Origin of the sequence: Pleurocapsa sp. PCC 7327 (genome assembly GCF_000317025.1) — a bacterium.
Classification (GTDB): Bacteria; Cyanobacteriota; Cyanobacteriia; order Cyanobacteriales; family Microcystaceae; genus Hydrococcus.
The window spans coordinates 4,707,998-4,727,364 of sequence record NC_019689.1; the positions used below are offsets into that span (position 1 = coordinate 4,707,998).

Here is a 19,367-nt window from a genome sequence, read left to right on the forward strand (position 1 = left end):
CCTCTTCTATTTCTTAGAATACAGAGTCTTTCAGACATTAGAAGAAAATTATGGGGGATCGATGGTGGTTGTCGGTCGGGGTATGTTCGCGGATCTTTACTTCAAACGACGAGAACGTAAAATACTAACAATCAACCACAATCCCAACAAGCTAGCAGCCGCAAAAAGAATATTACTAATTAAAGATAGCTGTGGCGTTTGTGCGCCTGTCGAAATAATTGCTGCGCCTATGATTAATGACCCGACAACGACACTAAACGAAAGTCGATTGGCGGAAGAATCCAAACTGCGTCGCAAAGGTTCTAATTCGCTCAGCCTCAAATTCCATTGTAGGGTTTCCGAACTGAGACGGTCTAATAAAACTTCTATTTGTCGCGGAGATTTGAGATAAATTGATTTTAGATCGAGAATTGTTCTCAGGCTTGTTTGTAAGGGAGTGTCGCCAATTAATTGACGACGAAAGAGATCGGTCATCAAAGGCTTGACTTCATCGAGGACATTAACTTCTGGATTAAATTGACGAGCGACTCCTTCTAAATTCGCCAAACATTTTGCATATAAGCCTAGATTTCCTGGAACTTTTATCTTATTATTTCGAGCAATTTGTAGAAGTTGATAAACCACTTCGCTAAAATTAAATTGAGCGAGATTTAGATTGTAATATTTCCTCAGCATTCGCTCGTAATCTACTTTGAGACGAACTAAATTTGTAGGTTGAACCGATTCAGATAACTCTAAAGTTAACTGAGTGCAAGCCCCTGCATCTAAATCGACAATTGCCAACAACATTTCTGTTAAAATTTGCTGCGTTCGCGGATCCAAGCACCCAATCATGCCAAAATCGATGAGAGCGATTCGTCCGTCTTGCAGATAAAAAATATTGCCGGGATGGGGATCGGCATGAAAAAAACCATTTAAATATATTTGTTGAAAAAAGGCACGAAAAAGGAGAGTCGTAATTTCTTTTTTGCGATCGCTAACTGATTTTTTCTCATCCAATGAATAAATCTCAGCTTCTAGTAGTGGTTTTCCTTCTAACCACTCCATTACTAAAAGTTTTTCTGTCGTAACCTCCCAATAAATTTGAGGAATCACTAACTCTTTCGGATCGAACCAACGACTTTCAGATAAATTTCGTCTCAGTTGGTCGGTGTAGGAAGCTTCGAGAGTAAAATCTAATTCAGCTTTGACAGCTTGGGTAAACTCTTCTGCTAGTTTTACAATATCGTAGGTTTGTCCGAATTCTGTAAGAGCAACTAATTCAGCAATTCCTTTAATTAAAATAGTATCCTGAGCCACAATTTTATCAATTCCGGGACGCTGAACTTTGATGGCGACTTCATGACCGTTACTCAGCGTTCCTCGATGAATTTGGGCAATCGAACCAGCAGCAACAGGAGTCGGATTAATTTTTGTAAAAACACTTTCTATTGGCTGTTGCAGCTGTTGTCTAATAACAAGTTCTATTTCTTCCCAATCAACTGCGGGAACGTTAGCCTGAAGGGCAGTTAACGCTTTGATATAGTCAGGCGATAGTAAATCGGGGCGAGTACTTAAAAGTTGCCCTAATTTGACATAAAAAGGTCCGAGTTCTACTAAGATTTTCCGCAAAACCTCCGGACGCGGAATTTGCGGTTCGTCGGGTTTGCCGCCAGTTAAAACTCTTCTCATATAGTCCCATCCATTACTCAGGACTATCTCGATAATTTCTCGCTGGCGGGAACTGGTTTGAGTGAGGGAAAACACAGATTTTGGTTGTTAATTGTTAGTTGTTATTAGTTATTTGTTGGTTAAACAATCACCACTAACTAATAACCAGTAACTGCTAACTAATTAAAGTAATTTCTCAAGATGGGGATCGCCTTGCAGTAACTTCAGGACTTGTTTGATTTCCTGAGTGCGATTTTTGTCAACGATGAGGGTGACGTTGCCATCGCGCACGATTACCACATCTTCTATCCCAATGGTAACAATTGCTTCGTTGCTATCGCTGGCATACAGAATCGCTCCCTTGGTATCGAGTTCGACATGCTTTGCCAAGGCAACATTCTTGCCATCTCCTTTTAGCAATCTTTCGATCGCGTTCCAGTCGCCCAAATCGTCCCAATCGAAATTCGCTGGTAAAACATAGGCTAACTGGGTCTTTTCCATCAAAGCATAGTCAATGCTTTTCTTCTCCAGTTGGGGATAAACTTCTTTCCCTTGCTTCAATAAAGGTTCGATAATATTCGGTGCATGGGCGTGCAATTCTTCTAAAACTACTCCCGCCCGAAAGATAAACATGCCGCTATTCCAACTAAATCGACCAGTACTAATAAAAGACTCTGCCGTATCGCGATCGGGTTTCTCGGTAAAGCGACTGACGAGATAGACAGGCAATCCTCCAAAACTTCCCTTGAATTCTCCCTGTTCGATGTAGCCATAACCCGTAGAAGGCTGATTTGGCGTAATGCCTAGAGTAACTATAGAAGCTTCTGCGATCGCGATCTGGCTGGCTGCTGCCAGCGTTTTCTCAAAAGCCGCACGATCGCCAATCCAGTGATCGGCAGGGAAGAAGCCGATTACTACCTCTTTTCCATGACGCTTAGAAACTTCCAGCGTTGCCCAAGCTACGGCTGGGGCAGTGTCCCGCCCTTCTGGTTCGACTAATAAGTTAACTTCTGGCAGATGAGGTAATTGTTCTCTTACGCCGTCGGCAATTGGGGCAGAGGTGATGACCCACAAGTTTTCCCATCCCCCCGCTACGGACAGGAGGCGATCGGCGGTTGCTTGCAAGAGACTTCTGTCACTGCCGTCGAGGGATAGAAACTGCTTGGGTCGATGTTTGCGGCTAAGGGGCCAAAACCTTTCTCCCTTGCCACCAGCCAGAATTACGGGAACTAAAGATCGGGTCATAAAGCTTTATGGTTTAGAAGACTAAGTTTATGAATAAGTTGAATCGATTTTATCTTTCCCTCTGCAAAATTCCCAGTCAGCGTCAAGCCTTTTTTGCACCTGGTAGAGTGGGCGGGTTTCGTAGAACAACAGGCAAGAAAAAGCGATCGCTACTTTAATTATCTAGCGATCGCACTATAGTCTATAGAACTATAGAAGCCTTATTTATGCTGTCTGAAGCTCTCTTTCCCAAATCATATAGCCAAAGTAAGCTGAAATTACTGCTGCCAGAGCATGAAGCCAGATATTGTGACCGAAAATTGGGATTAAACCAAACAGTGTGGCAGTGGCAGGAATCAACCCCAAAACTGTCACAATTCCATAAAAAATTGCCATGCCGCGGGCAAACAACCGTGCATGGACGAATTTTCGATAGGCGACAATCCCTAGTATCCCTACAACTAGGCGCACGATGTTATGCAGTACGTTGACTGGAAACAAACCAAACAGGTAGCCATATCCAGTCTTAACTGCAAGCTCAGGTGCGCTAGCTGGCAGCGCTAGTAGATTTGGGACGAATCCTAGTAGACCGATTACTAGGAAGACAATACCAGCGACTAGAGCGAAGTAACGTGTTTTCATATTCACCCTCCCTTCGCTACGGGTTAAACTTCAGATATTGCGATCGCAGGAGCTTATTTTTCTCTCATCTAACCAACCAATCCTGCGATCGTCTAGAAGGAACACGTAGGCGGGCTACGTTTGCATCGACACTCCTCACCCACTTTTAATTTTATTAAGTTGGTTGAGGCGATCGCCTGTTGAGATCTAGCTAGTGTCTCATTTCTATTATGGATACATTCCCAAGCGTTGGATAAACTGATGCAAACTATTGCAACAATCGGTTGAGCAAATGTTTAGGGATCGTTACAATTTGGTTTTAGATAGAATCGGTTAATTCTCATCGACCACTAACACGGCTGCACCATTAATCTTGCCACTTCGTAAAGCTTCTAGGGCTTCATTTGCAGCCGATAGCGGAAAAGGCGTAACCTCCGTGTGGATGGGAATCTGAGGCGCTAAAGTCAAAAATTCCTCTCCATCGAGACGGGTTAGATTGGCAACCGATCGCACCATTCTCTCTTCCCAGAGAATACTATAGGGAAAAGAAGGAATATCGCTCATGTGGATCCCCGCACAGACGACCGTGCCTCCTTTGGCAATCGCTCTCAAAGCAGCAGGAACCAACTTGCCCGCAGGTGCAAAAATAATCGCCGCATCCAATTCTTTTGGCGGCAATTCATCGGAACTTCCCGCCCAGACTGCCCCTAAATCGAGGGCAAACTGTTGTCCTTTGACATCGTCGGGACGAGTAAAGGCATAGACTTCGCGTCCCTGATAGCGAGCAACTTGAATTAAAATATGCGCTGCCGCACCAAAGCCATAGAATCCCAGCCGTTCTGCATCTCCCGCCATGCGATAGGAACGATAGCCGATCAGTCCGGCACACAGAAGCGGTGCCGCTTGTAAATCGGGATAGCATTGGGGAATGGGGAAGCAAAAATGTTCGTCGGCGACAGTATATTCTGCATAACCGCCATCGAGTTGATAGCCTGTAAATTGAGCGCGATCGCACAAATTTTCCCTTCCCGACAAACAGTAGCGGCAATGGTTACAGGTAGAGCCAAGCCAAGGAACGCCAACGCGATCGCCCTGCTTAAATTTTGTCACTTTCGCGCCAATTTTCTCAACGATACCGACGATTTGATGACCCAAGACGAGGGGAAGTTTGGGATGAGTCAGTTCTCCATCGACGACGTGCAAGTCAGTCCGGCATACTCCGCAGGCACGAACCCGCAGTAGAACTTGTTCGGGGTTGGGAGTAGGAATGGGGATATCTGCCAGACGTAAGGGTTTACCAGGCACATCCAAAATCATTGCATGCATGGCTTCAACCGGAAAATAAAAGGATTTTTCTATTTCCAGCGTATCTAGTTTTCTTAATTTACGCGATCGGCGATAGAAAAAGTCTTCTAAAGAAGACCCGATAGGAACTTCAGTCGATTTTAATCGAGTTGAGCTTTGAGCCTAGAACTAAAGTTCTGGGCGTTGATGCCAAAGGTGCAAGATCTCAGATTTGACGAAGGTTGCCAATCGCCTTTAACTTTCATCTTTTGACATATCCTTAACTCCTCGCACGATTCGAGAGAGTTCGCTCTTTTCATCAACCGCAATGCGAGTGGGCGAACCGCTGATGATTCTTTCGTAATTGCGGAAGGAATCTTTAATTTCCGGTCCATCCTGACTAATACTATATTCGCGGATGCCTTTATCGTGCCAAGAACCGCGCATCTTAAACACGTTAATTGCCCTAGACATTTCACCGCGAATTTCTACATATTGCAGCATAAGAATAGTATCTGTAATTGTAGAAATATGGGATTCGGTAATTGAATGCGCTCCCATAAATTGATCGGTTGTATTCGTAAAGAAACCCGTAATTTCTTCCTGTTTGGCATACCCCGTCACGCCTATCACGAACTGTCGGAATGCATTGTTAGTTACCCCTCTAGCTAAAGCCGAGAGCGAGTCAATAGCAATGCGAGAGGGTTTGAATTCGGAAATCTCGGATTTAATAATCTGCAAGTGGTCTTCTAACCCTGCCGATTCGGGATAGGTACAAAGCAGTTTTAATAATCCCTTGCGCTCCATTTCTTCAAAATCAATGCCCCAAGAAAAAGCATTACGAGACAATTGCGCTCGCGACTCTTCATAGGCAAATAAAATTGCTCGTTCGCCTTGACGACATCCTTCTTCTAAAAACTTGCTCACTAGCAAAGTTTTTCCAGTTCCCGTCGCACCAGTTGCCAAGATAATTGAATCTTTGAAAAAGCCACCGCCACACATTTCGTCTAGGGTTTTAATCCCAGAAGAAATACGCGCATTGGAAGAACGTTGGGTGAGTCGCATTGCTCCCAAAGGAAAGATATTTATCCCATCATTAGTAATCGTAAAAGGATATTCTCCTTTCATATGAGTCGTACCGCGCAGTTTTAAAATTTCAATGGTTCGGCGGCGGCGTTCTCCTTCCAAAACATTGCGAACGATAACGACATTATCAGAAACGAATTCTTCGACTCCAAAACGAGCGATTGGTCCATATTCTTCTACCCGTTCTGTCGTCATAATAGACGTTACTTCAAGTTGTTTGAGTCGTGCGACAAGACGAAAAATTTCTCGTCTGACGACGGGTGCCGCATCGTATTGTTGAAAAACAGCCGTAATTGAGTCAATTGAAACCAATTTTGCTTTGTATTTGCGAATAGCATACTGAATGCGTTCGATTAAGGCAGAAAGATCGAAATTTCCAACGACTTCTTGTCCTTCAGGATCGGGGGAAGCATCGAGTATAAATATTTTACCTTCATCAATTAATTTTTGTAAGTCCCAACCAAAACTATAGGCATTTTGAATAATATCATTAGGCGATTCTTCAAAGGTGACAAACAATCCTGGATAGTCAAAATATTTAATTCCGTGGTAAAGAAACTGAACGGCCAGCAAGGTTTTTCCCGTACCTGACGTGCCGCTAACTAGCGTAGTTCTTCCTACTGGCAAACCCCCATGACTGATTTCATCAAATCCTTCGATCATTGTCCGAATTTTTCGGACTCCTTTTGGGGCTAATTCATAAGCTTGTTGTCCGTTTGGAGTCGGTTGATTCATCTTGTTTTTATGAAAAAAATTTTGCTCTTTGTCTACCTGTTTATAAAACTTCTATTATTTAAAAGTTTATATTATTTAAAAATTTAACGTTCCTCACTCTCATAACCCTCAAACTTTTAATTTATTTTTCTAAATCTTTCTCTTCTCTCTCTCTAATTTCTTCATAAAGAAGATCTAAACCGATTAAAACTTTTTCTCGGTCGGAAAGATCGCCAATAATTTTACGAACGGGAGGTGGTAAAATTTTGGCTAGCGTTGGGGTAGCTAAGATTTTATCTTCTTCTGCCAGTTGAGGATTTTTCAGTACGTCGATAACTTTTAGAGCATAAACTCCTTGAAATTCCTGTTCGAGAATATTTTTAAGCGTCTTTAGCGCCCGAACCGAGTTGGGCGTATTTCCAGCCACATAAAGTTTTAAAACATAAGTTTTTCTCAAATTACTCATAAGTGAATAGATGTTGGGTTTAAGAACTAGACAATAGAACAAATTTTAATCTTTTTAACAATTGAATAAAATCGCTTATTTAATCCATTCGATATAATAGCTCAAAAGGAATATCTTCTCTAGGGATCGAACGCCGATACATCTCTGCCAAATGAGCGAGAATGTCAATTAAAACCAGTCGATAATCCAGTAAGATTTCTTCGCTTCTTCCTTCTAATTTGAGTTGTTGAGAAAATTCATCCATTAACTCCATGTGGATTTCTAAAATTTGAGAGGCAGAAATATCTGCAAAAAAAGCACTATCGACAAAGCGATCGATCGCTGAATTGACTTCGGAATCCTGCTCGAAGTAATTGAGAATGATTTCGCGATATTGAGAGCTTAACTGTTCCAGAAGCTCTTTTTTGTCTTCTTGGGATAAATTTCGATAAAAATACTGCGAATTTCTTTTATAGTACACGCCCAGATATCCCAGTCGCTCCTTGAGCTTTTCTGCCAAGCGACGCTGTTGGAGGAGGAGAAAACTTTCCCGATCGTTCTCGTTACTACTTTTAATTGTAGTTACTGGTTTTTCAGATAGCGAACAACTCGGTTCTAGATTAAGAAATTGAGCGACGGCTTGCTCGATGGCAGAAAAAATTTGTTCGAGCTTTGTTGCAGCCAATCTCACTTCAGCGTTATGGTAAAAATAAGTCGGAGAATTGGTTGTTGTGATAGAATTGGCTTGAATTTCTGGCACAGGCAAGGTAGGCTGAGATTGGCTACCTTTAGATACCTCTAGTTCGAGCAAAACGGCAGGCAAGAGCATTCCCCGTTCGTAGAGTTGGTTGAAAACGGGAAGCAAAGAAGGAATATTGAGAAGAATAAGACAATCAATTTTTTCCTTGTTGACTTCGACGAAGTTAATTAACTCGCTAGCAGAAGCGATGCGATCGAGAGTATAGCGATCGCCGCTCAAAAAGTCAGTCAAAGACTGAGCAAGCAACTCGTCGGGAACGAAAATACAGATAGAGAGTCGAGATGGCAATGGACGCTCGCAAGAAATACAGAGAGGGTCAACAATCGGCAATCGATTCGGAACGGCAGAGTTTTCGCAGCTCCTTAATACAAATTAACATCTATCGCTCCACCTGGGAATTGTAAGTAATTGTTAAGCATATAAAAGTATTTAAATTATCTTTTGCTCTGGCTCTAGATCGCGTCATAATAAAAGTTAAGGATTAGGAAGAAGGGCGGAAACCAAAAATTAGGCTTTTATTGTGAAAGAAATTGCGATCCCCCCAAGCAAGAGACGCTTGCGATCGCGGCTTTCTCCTTCATCTTACTTCCAGTCCCGAATGGGCAGATCCTTCATGTCTAGTCTTTCTCTCACTCTCGACGCTTTCATTCAGCCCGTTCCCGTTGGCGAACCAACGACCAATTTAGCGACGGCGCTGAATATGTTTCAGTCCGACTGTCGTGCCCAAACAATAGCGATCGTCAACCGAAGGGGATTGCCCCTGGGAGCCATACGCTGTCGTTGCTTGCTCTCCTATATCCTCAAGCACTTTGGGATCGAATCGACAGCGCCTTCAGGTTCTCGCGCCTCGCTCAAGCAACTGCAATCCTCGCTGGCTCGTATCAAGCTTCAGTCTCTCATGGAGCCAGTAACGATCTTACCAGCTCGGATGCGGGTAAATGAATTGCCTTCCCATCTGCAAGAGCGCCAGCAAAATCTCCTCGACGATTCACTTTATGTTTTGACAGACGAGAAGGGAAAGTTTGTCGGATTGCTCGATAGCTGCGCTCTGCTAAAATCCTTGCTAGCCAACAGCCCAGAGAAACGAGACAAAACGGCTCGCCAACCTCCATTCGTTTTAGAAGAGGTTTTCTTTCAAGCGATCGAACAACTTCCCTTACCCATAATGGCGTATGCTTCCGGCGGACGGATTCTGTACCGAAACTGGCACTGGCGCGAGCAAATTGGCGAGTTTTTTCCGATCGATGAAGGGAGTTTTTGTCCCCTAAGTTTAGAGCCTACGAAGAGAGCGGGCGCTGTTTTGCCAGTGCTTTCGCAAGGGGCAATCACCGAGCCAACTCCCGATCTGGCGCTCGATTGCCTCGATGACGAGCGCTATCTCGCTGCCCAACTTTCCCGCCGCCAATTGTTAGAAGTTATGCCAGAACTCCTGACAGTTGAAGATTCGGCTAATTCCCTCCCATCTTTCGCGCGATCGCAAAACTCCAAATTTTCATCGCGCCTGGAGCAACCCAAAACCGTCGGCGATCGCGCTTGGCAATTTGTCAAATTTCCCCTCCAGTTACAACAGAGCGATCGCGCAGAGAATTTCCCAATCTCTTTCCATTCGCAAACCTGGTTGGTAATCGCAACCGAGGTAACCGAACATCAGCGACTGTGCAAAGAATTATCCGCTAAAAATGCCGATCTCGTCCAATTAAATCGCCTCAAAGACGAGTTTTTAGCCTGTATCAGTCACGAACTCAAATCCCCTCTAACGGCTGTCTTGGGTTTGTCGAGCCTACTGAAAGAGCAGAAATTAGGAGAACTCAATCAACGACAAGTCCGCTACGCACAGCTCATCTATCAAAGCGGTCGTCAACTGATGGATCTGGTGAACGATTTGCTGGATTTGACTCGCTTGGAGACTGGACAGCTCCAACTCAACTTCGCACCAGTACGGATTCAAACCGTCTGCGAACAAGCCTACGGAGCGATTGAAGAACAATATAAAAGGAAAACAGAAGAGCCGATCGCATTTAGCCTAGAGATCGAACCGGGTTTAGAGACGATAATCGCTGACGAGCTAAGACTGCGCCAAATCTTAATTCACTTGCTCGATAATGCGGTTAAATTTACGCCGGCAGGCAAACCCATCGGTTTGAAGGTCAATCGCTGGGAAAATTGGATTGCTTTTACGGTTTGGGACAGGGGAATCGGGATTCCAGAAGAGTATCAGCACTTGATTTTCCAAAAATTCCAACAATTAGAAAGCCCCCTAACGCGCCAGTTTGAAGGCACGGGGTTGGGATTGTTTTTAACTCAGCGTTTGGCAAGAGCGCACGGCGGAGATATTTCGTTTATTTCTAAAGTCGGGGTTGGCAGCCAATTTACGCTCCTACTACCTCCGAATTCAACGCCTGAGAAAGGCGGCGAAACCGAAGGGCAGCAACGCCATCCCTTGGTTTTGGTCGTTGAAGCCATTCCGCAGGCGATCGAAGATTTGACCGAGAAATTGAGTGGATTGGGTTATCGAGTGGCGATCGCTCGCACGGGAACGGAAGCGTTAGAGAAAGCGCGTCAGTTACAACCCCATGCGATTTTCGTGAATCCTTCACTGCCTTTGCTGTCCGGTTGGGATGTCTTGACGTTACTCAAATCAAACGAACAAACCAAGAAAATTCGCGTCATCGTAACCGCAACTCAATCTGACAAAACAAAGAGCAAACAATATGGAGCCAATGGCTTTTTGTCTTTGCCAGTCGAGCTAGGAGCCTTACAGGAGATTCTGAACGAGTCAGAAAACCAACCAGCCTCGAAACCCAAACGCCTGACTATTTTGCGCCTCTATCCCCAACTCCAAACATTGAGTTTGGGAGATAGTTACAGTTTGGGTATAAATTCTGCCATCGATCTGACCCTAATTACCCAGTTACCGCAATTGAATCATCGAATTTTGGAAGCAGACGATTTAGAGCAAGCAGAAATGCTGGCCCGCGTTTGGAAAATCGATGCAGTCATCCTCGACGGTACGATTTTGGGAGATCCTCTAGATTACTTGCGCTTGCTCGGTCAATGCGAGCAATTGTCTACCTTACCTTTGATAACTCTGGACGCTCAAACGACTGAAGCAGCCAATCGAGTCGGCAATCTATCTGTTTTTCCCTGCTTGATTCCAGCTGAGCGTCACAATTGCGATCGCCTCTTGCAAGTCATTCAAATCGCTGCCCAGAGCAAGAATCAGGATTACGAAACTTGACCGATCGCTTCTCGAAAGCGGATCTCATCGCGATGGGGGTCGGCGCGATAGACTTGGACTTTCAGGCGATCGCCTAGGGAAACGGGGCGCTCGAACCGATGGGGTAACTCTAATCCCAATTCCTCTAATAAAATTATGCCTAAGTTTTCTTCTTCCCTCAGCCACCGCAAGACCAACACTTGCCAAACGCAATCGGCATGGCGACGCAAATATTCTAAGCCCCAATAGCGGTTTGTCTGTCGTTCGACAGCGGTTGCCTCTTGCGCTGAGGAGGTAACGCTGTAGAGAATCTCTTGCATCTGTTCGCGAGAAAAAGGCAAACTATCGCCGCGCAAATGGGCTTTCAGTTGAAAATGAGCCAACAAATCGGTGTAACGACGAATAGGCGAAGTTACTTGCGTGTAGGTATCCAAACCCAAACTGGCATGACGAATGGGTGTAATGCCGATCTCGCTGCGAGGCATGCACCGACGCAGGGCACAGGCTCTCACCGGCCCCGCAGGCAGGAGTAAAAGTTCTTCTTCTGGGGGTAATTCTGGTTGGGGTTGTCCTCGAAAAGGAACGGGTAAGTTATGCTCCTGGCAGTACCGTCCTGCTACTTCTCCTGCCAAAATCATCATTTCGGCTACTAGCTGGCGGGCACGCGAAACCTCAAGCAATTCGATGACAATCTCGTCGTCAGCTTTGACTTTGATGACGGATTCGGGCATTTGAATATCGATCGACCCTTGCGATCGCCGCCATTGTTGCCGTCTTTGTGCCCAAGTTGCTAAGGCAGCAATCTCTGGTTCGGCTTGAATGCCGAGTTCGAGCATCTCGTCAACATCTTCATAGGTAAGGCGATAGGTGGGTTTAATCAGGCTAGTGTAAATGCTGTAATCTTCTACCGTCCCCGTCTCGTCTAAAACTACGCCAAAACTCAAAGCGGGACAGAGTTTTCCTTGCACTAAACTCATCGGATCGGTTGCCAGTACGGTCGGAAACATGGAAATCATACCCGTAGGCAAATACAAGCTAGTACTGCGCCGTCTTGCTTCTAGATCGAGTTCGTCTCCAGGGGTAACTAATCGACTGGGATCGGCAATATGAATCCATAGGCGCACTTTTCCATGCTTAAGAAATTCGACGCTCAAACCATCATCAATTTCTTCAGTACTTTCATCGTCAATGGTGTAAACCTTTAGATGGGTTAAATCCAAACGATTGGGGTCGGGATCGGACGGGGGAGATATCAGGCAACTTTGCGCCACTTCAAGAACCTTTTTAGGAAACTGCAAAGGGTATCCGCTACGGCGGAGGAATAGGTTTTCGTGGGGACTCCACCAGCCTAGATCTACCAACAATTCAAACGCTGCTTCTGGCGTTTGCGATCGCCCTGCCCAACTTAAAATTTCTTGAGCCGCACGTGCGGGTTGCTCTGGCTGTAAGACGAATTTTTCGATCGCTTCTAAACGAGAGCGATCGCTTTCTGCCCATTCTACTCTTTCCCCTGCTAATGCTTGTTGTAAGCGGTCTAAAAATGCTTCTTTTTCTCGATGGCGCTGCCGCTCTACTTCTATCTGGTGCTTAATTTCATCAACCTGGCTTGCCGAACGGGGTTCGTAGAGATCGCCTTTTCGCTTGAAATAGATTTTATCTTCCGATAGCAAGCAATGAGCGGCATAGCACAAAAGCGGACTTTGGTCAGAAAATAGTAGCTGTGCCATTTCCGAAGGAGAAACCGCCTTTCCCTCTTCTACCAAAAGTTCCCAAGCAACTTCTAAACTCGAAGGGTCTAGGTAGGGTTTTACCTGTTGAATGAAGCTAGGAATATCAGAAGGCTTGTAGGAGCCGCCATCAATTTCGTATTCAACCTGTTGAGGGCGAATTTTATGAGCAACTCCCCCTTCATCAAGAACTATCCAATCTTTTTTGCCTTCTGGACGGTCTGTAACGGCGAGACGGCGTTCTCCTTGCCGCCTGAATTCAATCAGCTTTCCCTTTTCCACCAGCTTTGTGCTTTTCCGTCAACATTTGTTTGATTACCCTATTCTCTAGTCTAGCTATAAATCTTGGCGACTAGGGGCTAGTCACAATTAGTTCAAAGTCAATAAATTTGGCACTGTTTAGGCTTCTTTATTGATAAAGGGGATTAACGCCAGAATACGAGCGCGCTTAACTGCTGTAGTCAAATCCCGTTGCTGTTTGGCTGTCAAGCCAGTGATCCGACGCGGTAGGATTTTGCCCCGTTCGGTAATAAACTTGCGTAGTAGGTCAATGTCTTTGTAGTCGATGGGTTGACTGGGAGGAATGGGGGAAAGACGCTTGCGAAAATAAGTCATAGTTTTCTCTCTAATTATCTTGACTTTTTACTTAATTAATGATAAGGAGTTATTTAATTTCTTTGTGAACGGTGTGCTTGTTGCAGTGGGTACAGAACTTTTTCAGTTCTAGTCTTGCGGTTGTATTGCGACGATTTTTGCTGGTCGTATAGCGAGAAACACCGGGCGATCGCTTGTTAGGATTACTACGACACTCGGTACATTCTAGAGTAATAATTATACGGACACCCTTCTTGCTTGCCATAATTCAAAATCTAGCAACGTTAATGATGTTATAAATTTACACGCAAATATTCATCATCGCATATTGTATTTTAATTTAGCAAGAGGAAGACTTTTTAAGGACGGAGGAGACAGGGGGACGGGGAGTGTGGGGAGTGTGGAAGGAAGTGGGAGGGTGGGGAGACAATTAACAACTAACCAATGACCAATGACAACTGACCTTCTTTACTGCTACCCTCCTCTAATTTCTGGCATTTTACTCAGACGCTACAAACGCTTTTTCGCCGATATCGAACTAACTTCTGGAGAAATTATTACTGCCCACTGTCCCAACACTGGTCCAATGACAGGGGTTTGTACGCCGGGAAGTCTCGTGCAAGTTTCCCTCAATAATAATCCCAAGCGAAAATTAGCCCATACCTGGGAAACCATCTTAGTCAATGAGACTCAGCCGACTTGGGTAGGGATTAATACGGGATTGCCCAATCGTATCGTTAGGTTAGCCTTAGAAAAGCAACTTTTTCCAGAATTGGGCGATCGCTACAGGCACATACGTTGGGAAGTGCCCTATGGCAAAAATAAAAAAAGCCGCGTGGATTTTCTTTTAACAGGCGATGAGTCTGTATCGCCGATTTATATAGAAGTAAAAAATACTACGCTGGCGCAAAATAATGTAGCGTTTTTCCCCGACACGGTTACTACTAGGGGACAAAAACATTTACAGGAATTGATGGCGCTTCTGCCCGATGCTAAACCTGTTATGTTGTATTTTATTAATCGCGGCGATTGTTCTGTCTTTGCGCCTGGAGATCGTTGCGATCCGACTTACGGAAAACTATTGCGAGAAGCGGTTGAAAAAGGTGTAAAAGTATTACCTTATCGTTTTGAAATTACTCCTCAAGGAATTCGCTATTTAGGATTAGCAGAATTTCTTCTCAAGCAACCATAAAGATAATTTTTCTTTAAAAAAACCTAGCTTGAAATAGCTAGGTTGCTCGAATAGGAGGAGAACTATGACCACTTTTAACTGCTTTTTCTACATTCTTATAGTTCCCAAAAATCTTTGCCAACTAACAGATCGCTGGTTGAGTGACGAAACTCAAATCGCCCCTACTTCAACCCCTCTCCCAGAGCGGCAGAGGGGCTTTCCACTTAAGACTTTTGCCTGAAGTCCCTTCGCCCCTTGTGGGAGAAGGGATTTAGGGATGAGGGAACAAAGATTTGTCAGTCAACCAGAACAGATAATTATCAAAAATTTTTTCAGTCCACCAGAACAGATAATTATCAAAAATTTTTTCAGTCCACAAATTTCCACTTAATTCTATTTTTTTCTCCTTGGAAGAATTTTTCCCATTAAAATCAAATAATTTCTTTCCATTTTCTTAGGGACTGACATCCATCAAGGCAATTAATTAAATTATAAATAGATAAACAATGTCAATAAAAATATGTCTAAAAGCAATCCTTTACAAGCTACGACTGCTCTATTTTTAACCCTGAGCCTCACTAGCGGAACTGCTATCCCCTTTGCTTTTCAAGCTCCTACTTTAGCACAAAATAACCGCTTTTCCGACGTATCTAGAAACTATTGGGCAACGAATTTTATTGATGAATTAGTGCAACGACAAATTATTGCAGGTTTTCCCGATGGGACTTTCCAGCCAGATGCTCCGGTAACGCGCGCTCAATTTGCTGCTATGGTGACAAAAGCTTTCCAAAAATCTGACGTTCGCAGCGCAGCTAGTTTTGTGGACGTTCCTGCAAATTATTGGGCAAATTCAGCCATTAACACTTCTTATAGGATGGGATTTTTATCGGGTTATCCGGGTAGAGTTTTTCAACCCGATCGCAACATTCCGCGAGAGCAAGTTCTCGTTTCCCTCGCCAACGGATTAAACTACAGAGCAAACGATAACGTTACGACGCTGCTGGAAATCTATAGCGATCGCGATCGCATTTCTAACTTTGCTCTTGCCCCCATCGCAGGGGCTACCCAAGAACGGCTAGTGGTTAACTATCCAACCCTCTCGCAACTCAATCCTTCTCGTAATGCCACTCGTGCTGAAGTTGCCGCCTTTATTTATCAGGCATTAGTCAGAGAAGGCAAAGCCTCTCCACTCCAGTCCCCTTACATCGTTGCTAGAGATTTCGATAGGATTGACGAGTCTGCCGCTGTCGTTCGTGCGGGAACTAAAATTCCAGTTTCTTACGAACAAGAAAAAATCATCCTCAAATCTGATGAAAAGCTCGACGTTACCCTGACAGTTGCCAAAAATATCAAAGCTGCTGACGGAACAACTGCCATTCCCGCCGGGTCTGAAATCGCAGGAGAGCTAAGACCTACCGATGGCGGAACCCGATTCGTTGCCAGAGAATTAATTCTGTCGGATGGAACAACCTACGATATCGAAGCTACTTCGGGCGTTGTCACCGAAAAAGCAACCGTTAGAAAGGGAACCGATGTCGGTACTTTAGCCACCAACGCTGCGATCGGTGCTGCTGCTGCCGCTGCGATCGCGGCTATTACCGGGGATAAAGATATTGCTACTGAGGAGATTGTCATCGGTGCGAGTGCGGGCGTTCTCGCTTCTCTCATCCCTATGTTTTTCGGCATGAATAAAGTCGATCTGATCGTCGTCGAACCGGAACAAGATCTTAGGCTGACCCTTAGAGAAGACCTGATTCTAGAATAGTTCGTTCTCGTTACTAGGCGACAGCCCGGTAACGAGAAATAAAATTTCAACCAAGCAAAAGAGGGAGCGCTTTCAATGCACCTCCCCTAACTCGATCGCTTGCCATCAGCAGGCGATCGCCATGTTTTTGTTGTCTGTCGAATCCGAACTCTTTATATTACTGCCACTTCTGAGCGACAATTTCGGCGAGATCGACGACTCGCTGAGAATAGCCCCACTCGTTGTCATACCAAGCAACCACTTTCACCATGTCGCCGCCCATGACCATGGTTAGGCTAGCATCGACGATCGAGGAACAGTCAGTTCCTTGATAATCGGAAGATACCAGTGGCAGGTCGCTATATTGCAGAATCCCCTTCAAAGAACCTTCGGCGGCTGACTTAAGAACTTCATTAACCTGTTCGGCAATGGTGCTTTTTTCGACTTGAACGACGAGATCGACGACGGAGACGTTAGGCGTAGGAACCCGCAAGGCAATCCCGTTCAGTTTGCCTTTCAATTCTGGCAGCACGAGCGCGACTGCTTTTGCCGCACCTGTAGAGGTAGGTACGATGTTAATGGCTGCTGCTCTTGCCCGTCGCAAGTCGCGGTGGCTGGCATCGAGCAAGCGTTGGTCGCCCGTGTAGCTGTGAGTCGTCGTCATCGTTCCTTTGACAATGCCAAAGTGTTCGTGCAGCACTTTGGCAACGGGCGCTAAACAGTTAGTGGTACAGCTTGCGTTGCTAAGGATTGTATGCTTGCCATGTTCGTAGTCGTTGTGATTGACCCCAACGACATAAGTTCCCACGTTTGCACCCTTACCTGGGGCGGTAATTAGAACTTTTTTCGCACCTGCGGCGATATGCTTCGATGCCCCTTCTTCGTCAACAAAAACGCCCGTCGATTCAATGATTAAATCGATTCCCCAGTCAGCCCAGGGCAAGTTTAGGGGGTTGCGATCCGATACGCACTTGATAGTTTTGCCGTTAACAATTATCGAATTTTCATCGGCGCCGATATCGGCGTTCAATTTGCCGAGCATCGAATCGTATTTAAGTAGATGGGCATTGGTTTTAGGATCGGAAGTATCGTTGATCCCCACAACTTCTAACTGGCTGTTTTCTCTTCCTAGCCAGCATCTTAGAAAGTTACGTCCAATGCGCCCGAACCCGTTGATCGCTACTCTAATCACTGCGTCTTGCCCTCTATGATTTCGTTCAATACATTAAAACAATATTAATTGACCCCGATCATATCGCAAAGCTCGCACAATTCGATCCCTAAAATGCTAACTTTTTCTTGCTACGCTTGGTTGACATCCTTTCTCTATTGAAAAATATGCATTTTAAATTTTTAATACGTTTAAAGAAACATCTGTCTCGTCACTCAGTCTTTATTCGAGTAAGTCTAATCCCGATTGCGGGAGCATAAGAATGGATGCATGACGAAATCCAGTAATACTCGCACGAAAAACTTGGTTTCTACTGCGATCGCGCTTATTATTAAAGTGTACGCAAGTACCAAGTGCCCCTTAGCCCAAGCCATATTACCTTCAAGCCTTGTGGTGTGTCAGGAGAGATAAATAGTGAAAACGGTTGATTTTAGCGGAAGACCCTTCCATTTTATCGGTATAGGCGGGATCGGGATGTCAGCCCTCGCCTATATCCTTGCCAAACGTCGGCTGCCCGTTTCTGGTTCCGATCTTCGTCCCAGTCACATTACCGAACGATTGCAGTCCGTCGGTGCCTATATTTTTAACCGCCAAGAAGCCACCAATCTAGAACTGTTTCAATCGCTCGATCCCGGTGCTTGCGAACCTTTACCAATTTTAGCCGGAGCGGGACAAACTGGCACAACAACCAATGGCAGTGGAGCAAGCAAGTTTGCTCAGTACCTCAGTCAAACCAGTTGGCGCGAGAGCCTACCTCAAGTGGTCTGCTCGACTGCGATTGGAAAAAGCAATTCAGAGTATTTGGCCGCTAAAGAAAAAGGCTGTCCGATCTTTCATCGTTCTGACGTTTTAGCTGCTCTAATCTCAGAATATCACAGCCTTGCCGTTGCTGGCACCCATGGGAAAACCACGACCAGTAGTTTAATCGGCTACGTATTGCTCAAAGCGGGATTAGATCCGACTATCATAGTCGGCGGCGAAGTAGATGCTTGGGAAGGTAATGCCCGTCTAGGAGAGGGACGATACCTCGTCGCCGAAGCAGACGAATCTGATGGTTCTTTGGTCAAACACGCTCCCAAAATCGGGATTGTCACCAATATCGAACTCGACCATCCGGATCGCTATCAGAATTTAGAACAAGTAATCGATATCTTTGAAAGGTTTTCCGCTCAATGCGAAACGACGATTGGCTGCATCGATTGCGAAACAGTTCGAGAACGTCTCAAACCACAAATTAGCTATAGTCTCGATTCGTCTAAGAATGCCCACTATACCGTTACAGAGATAACCCACCATCCCGGCGGCAGTCTGGCTAAGGTATGGGAGCGAGGCAAGTTACTGGGGACGATGCAAGTGGGGCTACCCGGTCAGCACAATCTTAGCAATGCTTTGGCTGCCGTGGCGGCAGGACGGTTACTGGGACTTGAGTTTGAGGTGATTGCCGACGCGATCGCAACCTTTGGGGGAGCCAAGCGACGGTTTGAGTTACGCGGGGATTGCCATGGCATTACCTTGATCGACGACTACGCCCATCACCCCAGCGAAATCCGCGCCACGCTAGCAGCTGCTCGCGTAAAGATCTCTCAAAAGCAGAACGCGCGAGTGGTGGCAATTTTTCAACCGCACCGCTACAGCCGTACCGCTACTTTCCTCGACGAATTTGCGACGGCTTTTGATGATGCCGACTTGGTTGTCGTGACTGACATTTACAGTGCTGGCGAGGTGAATCTCCACCAACTAGACGGTCAGCAAGTTGCCGACGCGATCGCCAGTCATCGCGATCGGGTAATTTACCATCCCACTTTAAAAACCTTGGGAGCTAAATTAAAAGAAATTCTCCAACCAGAAGACTTGGCTCTATTTCTGGGCGCGGGAAATCTCAATCAGACGATACCCGAATTAATTGCTCTTTATAGTGGCAATTAATTTAAATTGACACTTTTAGTTTTGACTGCCAAT

General features: G+C 45.2%; 15 protein-coding genes. 4 read left to right on the top strand and 11 right to left on the bottom strand.

Annotated elements, in window-relative coordinates; all coding sequences use genetic code 11:
* Positions 1-96 precede the first annotated feature (96 nt).
* The 7 genes from PLE7327_RS21155 to PLE7327_RS21185 form a co-directional block, all read right to left on the bottom strand.
* A complete protein-coding gene (locus PLE7327_RS21155) occupies positions 97-1,746 on the bottom strand; it encodes an AarF/ABC1/UbiB kinase family protein (protein ID WP_015145803.1) in 1,650 nt (549 codons plus the stop codon).
* 87 nt (positions 1,747-1,833) lie between these two features.
* A complete protein-coding gene (locus PLE7327_RS21160; protein ID WP_015145804.1) occupies positions 1,834-2,895 on the bottom strand; it encodes a mannose-1-phosphate guanylyltransferase in 1,062 nt (353 codons plus the stop codon).
* A 204-nt stretch (positions 2,896-3,099) separates the two neighbouring features.
* On the bottom strand, positions 3,100-3,516 hold the full coding sequence (locus PLE7327_RS21165; RefSeq protein ID WP_015145805.1) for a DUF4383 domain-containing protein: 417 nt from the start codon (positions 3,514-3,516) through the stop codon (positions 3,100-3,102).
* 312 nt (positions 3,517-3,828) lie between these two features.
* The gene (locus PLE7327_RS21170) at positions 3,829-4,821 is read right to left on the bottom strand and encodes a zinc-dependent alcohol dehydrogenase family protein (RefSeq protein ID WP_015145806.1); all 993 of its coding nucleotides are present in this window, start codon (positions 4,819-4,821) and stop codon (positions 3,829-3,831) included.
* A 213-nt stretch (positions 4,822-5,034) separates the two neighbouring features.
* Positions 5,035-6,600 carry a circadian clock protein KaiC gene (kaiC, locus tag PLE7327_RS21175; protein ID WP_015145807.1) on the bottom strand — a complete coding sequence of 522 codons (1,566 nt, stop codon included), beginning with the start codon at positions 6,598-6,600 and terminating at the stop codon, positions 5,035-5,037.
* A gap of 121 nt (positions 6,601-6,721) precedes the next feature.
* Complete coding sequence (gene kaiB / locus PLE7327_RS21180) at positions 6,722-7,045, bottom strand: circadian clock protein KaiB (protein ID WP_015145808.1); 324 nt, start codon at positions 7,043-7,045, stop codon at positions 6,722-6,724.
* A 79-nt stretch (positions 7,046-7,124) separates the two neighbouring features.
* A complete protein-coding gene (locus PLE7327_RS21185) occupies positions 7,125-8,072 on the bottom strand; it encodes a circadian clock protein KaiA (protein ID WP_015145809.1) in 948 nt (315 codons plus the stop codon).
* Between the two features lie 325 nt (positions 8,073-8,397).
* On the opposite strand from PLE7327_RS21185, the gene PLE7327_RS21190 reads away from it, so the two are divergent.
* Positions 8,398-11,022, top strand: a complete 2,625-nt coding sequence (locus PLE7327_RS21190; RefSeq protein WP_015145810.1) for an ATP-binding protein — start codon at positions 8,398-8,400, stop codon at positions 11,020-11,022.
* Here PLE7327_RS21190 and PLE7327_RS21195 read toward each other — a convergent pair.
* The 3 genes from PLE7327_RS21195 to rpmG form a co-directional block, all read right to left on the bottom strand.
* Positions 11,010-13,010, bottom strand: coding sequence for a ribonuclease catalytic domain-containing protein (locus PLE7327_RS21195; protein WP_015145811.1), 2,001 nt, complete (start codon positions 13,008-13,010; stop codon positions 11,010-11,012). The genes PLE7327_RS21190 and PLE7327_RS21195 overlap by 13 nt on opposite strands.
* Before the next feature lie 117 nt (positions 13,011-13,127).
* Positions 13,128-13,343, bottom strand: a complete 216-nt coding sequence (gene rpsR / locus PLE7327_RS21200; protein WP_015145812.1) for a 30S ribosomal protein S18 — start codon at positions 13,341-13,343, stop codon at positions 13,128-13,130.
* A gap of 49 nt (positions 13,344-13,392) precedes the next feature.
* A complete protein-coding gene (gene rpmG, locus PLE7327_RS23790) occupies positions 13,393-13,587 on the bottom strand; it encodes a 50S ribosomal protein L33 (RefSeq protein WP_015145813.1) in 195 nt (64 codons plus the stop codon).
* A gap of 186 nt (positions 13,588-13,773) precedes the next feature.
* On the opposite strand from rpmG, the gene sfsA reads away from it, so the two are divergent.
* Complete coding sequence (gene sfsA / locus PLE7327_RS21205) at positions 13,774-14,514, top strand: DNA/RNA nuclease SfsA (protein WP_015145814.1); 741 nt, start codon at positions 13,774-13,776, stop codon at positions 14,512-14,514.
* 499 nt (positions 14,515-15,013) lie between these two features.
* A complete protein-coding gene (locus PLE7327_RS21210) occupies positions 15,014-16,258 on the top strand; it encodes an S-layer homology domain-containing protein (protein ID WP_015145816.1) in 1,245 nt (414 codons plus the stop codon).
* 157 nt (positions 16,259-16,415) lie between these two features.
* Here PLE7327_RS21210 and PLE7327_RS21215 read toward each other — a convergent pair whose 3' ends face one another.
* Positions 16,416-17,429, bottom strand: coding sequence for a type I glyceraldehyde-3-phosphate dehydrogenase (locus tag PLE7327_RS21215; RefSeq protein WP_015145817.1), 1,014 nt, complete (start codon positions 17,427-17,429; stop codon positions 16,416-16,418).
* Positions 17,430-17,819: 390 nt separating this feature from the next.
* Here PLE7327_RS21215 and murC point away from each other — a divergent pair, with 390 nt between their 5' ends.
* The gene (gene murC / locus PLE7327_RS21220; protein WP_041392464.1) at positions 17,820-19,334 is read left to right on the top strand and encodes a UDP-N-acetylmuramate--L-alanine ligase; all 1,515 of its coding nucleotides are present in this window, start codon (positions 17,820-17,822) and stop codon (positions 19,332-19,334) included.
* Positions 19,335-19,367: the final 33 nt, after the last annotated feature.

What these genes read in the sequence shown, in the direction of transcription:
- sfsA (WP_015145814.1), top strand. Translation starts at nt 13,774, where the DNA reads ATGACAACTGACCTTCTTTACTGCTACCCTCCTCTAATTTCTGGCATT.
- PLE7327_RS21165 (WP_015145805.1), bottom strand. Translation starts at nt 3,516, where the DNA reads ATGAAAACACGTTACTTCGCTCTAGTCGCTGGTATTGTCTTCCTAGTA.
- PLE7327_RS21210 (WP_015145816.1), top strand. Translation starts at nt 15,014, where the DNA reads ATGTCTAAAAGCAATCCTTTACAAGCTACGACTGCTCTATTTTTAACC.
- PLE7327_RS21190 (WP_015145810.1), top strand. Translation starts at nt 8,398, where the DNA reads ATGTCTAGTCTTTCTCTCACTCTCGACGCTTTCATTCAGCCCGTTCCC.
- rpmG (WP_015145813.1), bottom strand. Translation starts at nt 13,587, where the DNA reads ATGGCAAGCAAGAAGGGTGTCCGTATAATTATTACTCTAGAATGTACC.
- kaiB (WP_015145808.1), bottom strand. Translation starts at nt 7,045, where the DNA reads ATGAGTAATTTGAGAAAAACTTATGTTTTAAAACTTTATGTGGCTGGA.
- rpsR (WP_015145812.1), bottom strand. Translation starts at nt 13,343, where the DNA reads ATGACTTATTTTCGCAAGCGTCTTTCCCCCATTCCTCCCAGTCAACCC.
- PLE7327_RS21160 (WP_015145804.1), bottom strand. Translation starts at nt 2,895, where the DNA reads ATGACCCGATCTTTAGTTCCCGTAATTCTGGCTGGTGGCAAGGGAGAA.
- PLE7327_RS21170 (WP_015145806.1), bottom strand. Translation starts at nt 4,821, where the DNA reads ATGCATGCAATGATTTTGGATGTGCCTGGTAAACCCTTACGTCTGGCA.
- kaiC (WP_015145807.1), bottom strand. Translation starts at nt 6,600, where the DNA reads ATGAATCAACCGACTCCAAACGGACAACAAGCTTATGAATTAGCCCCA.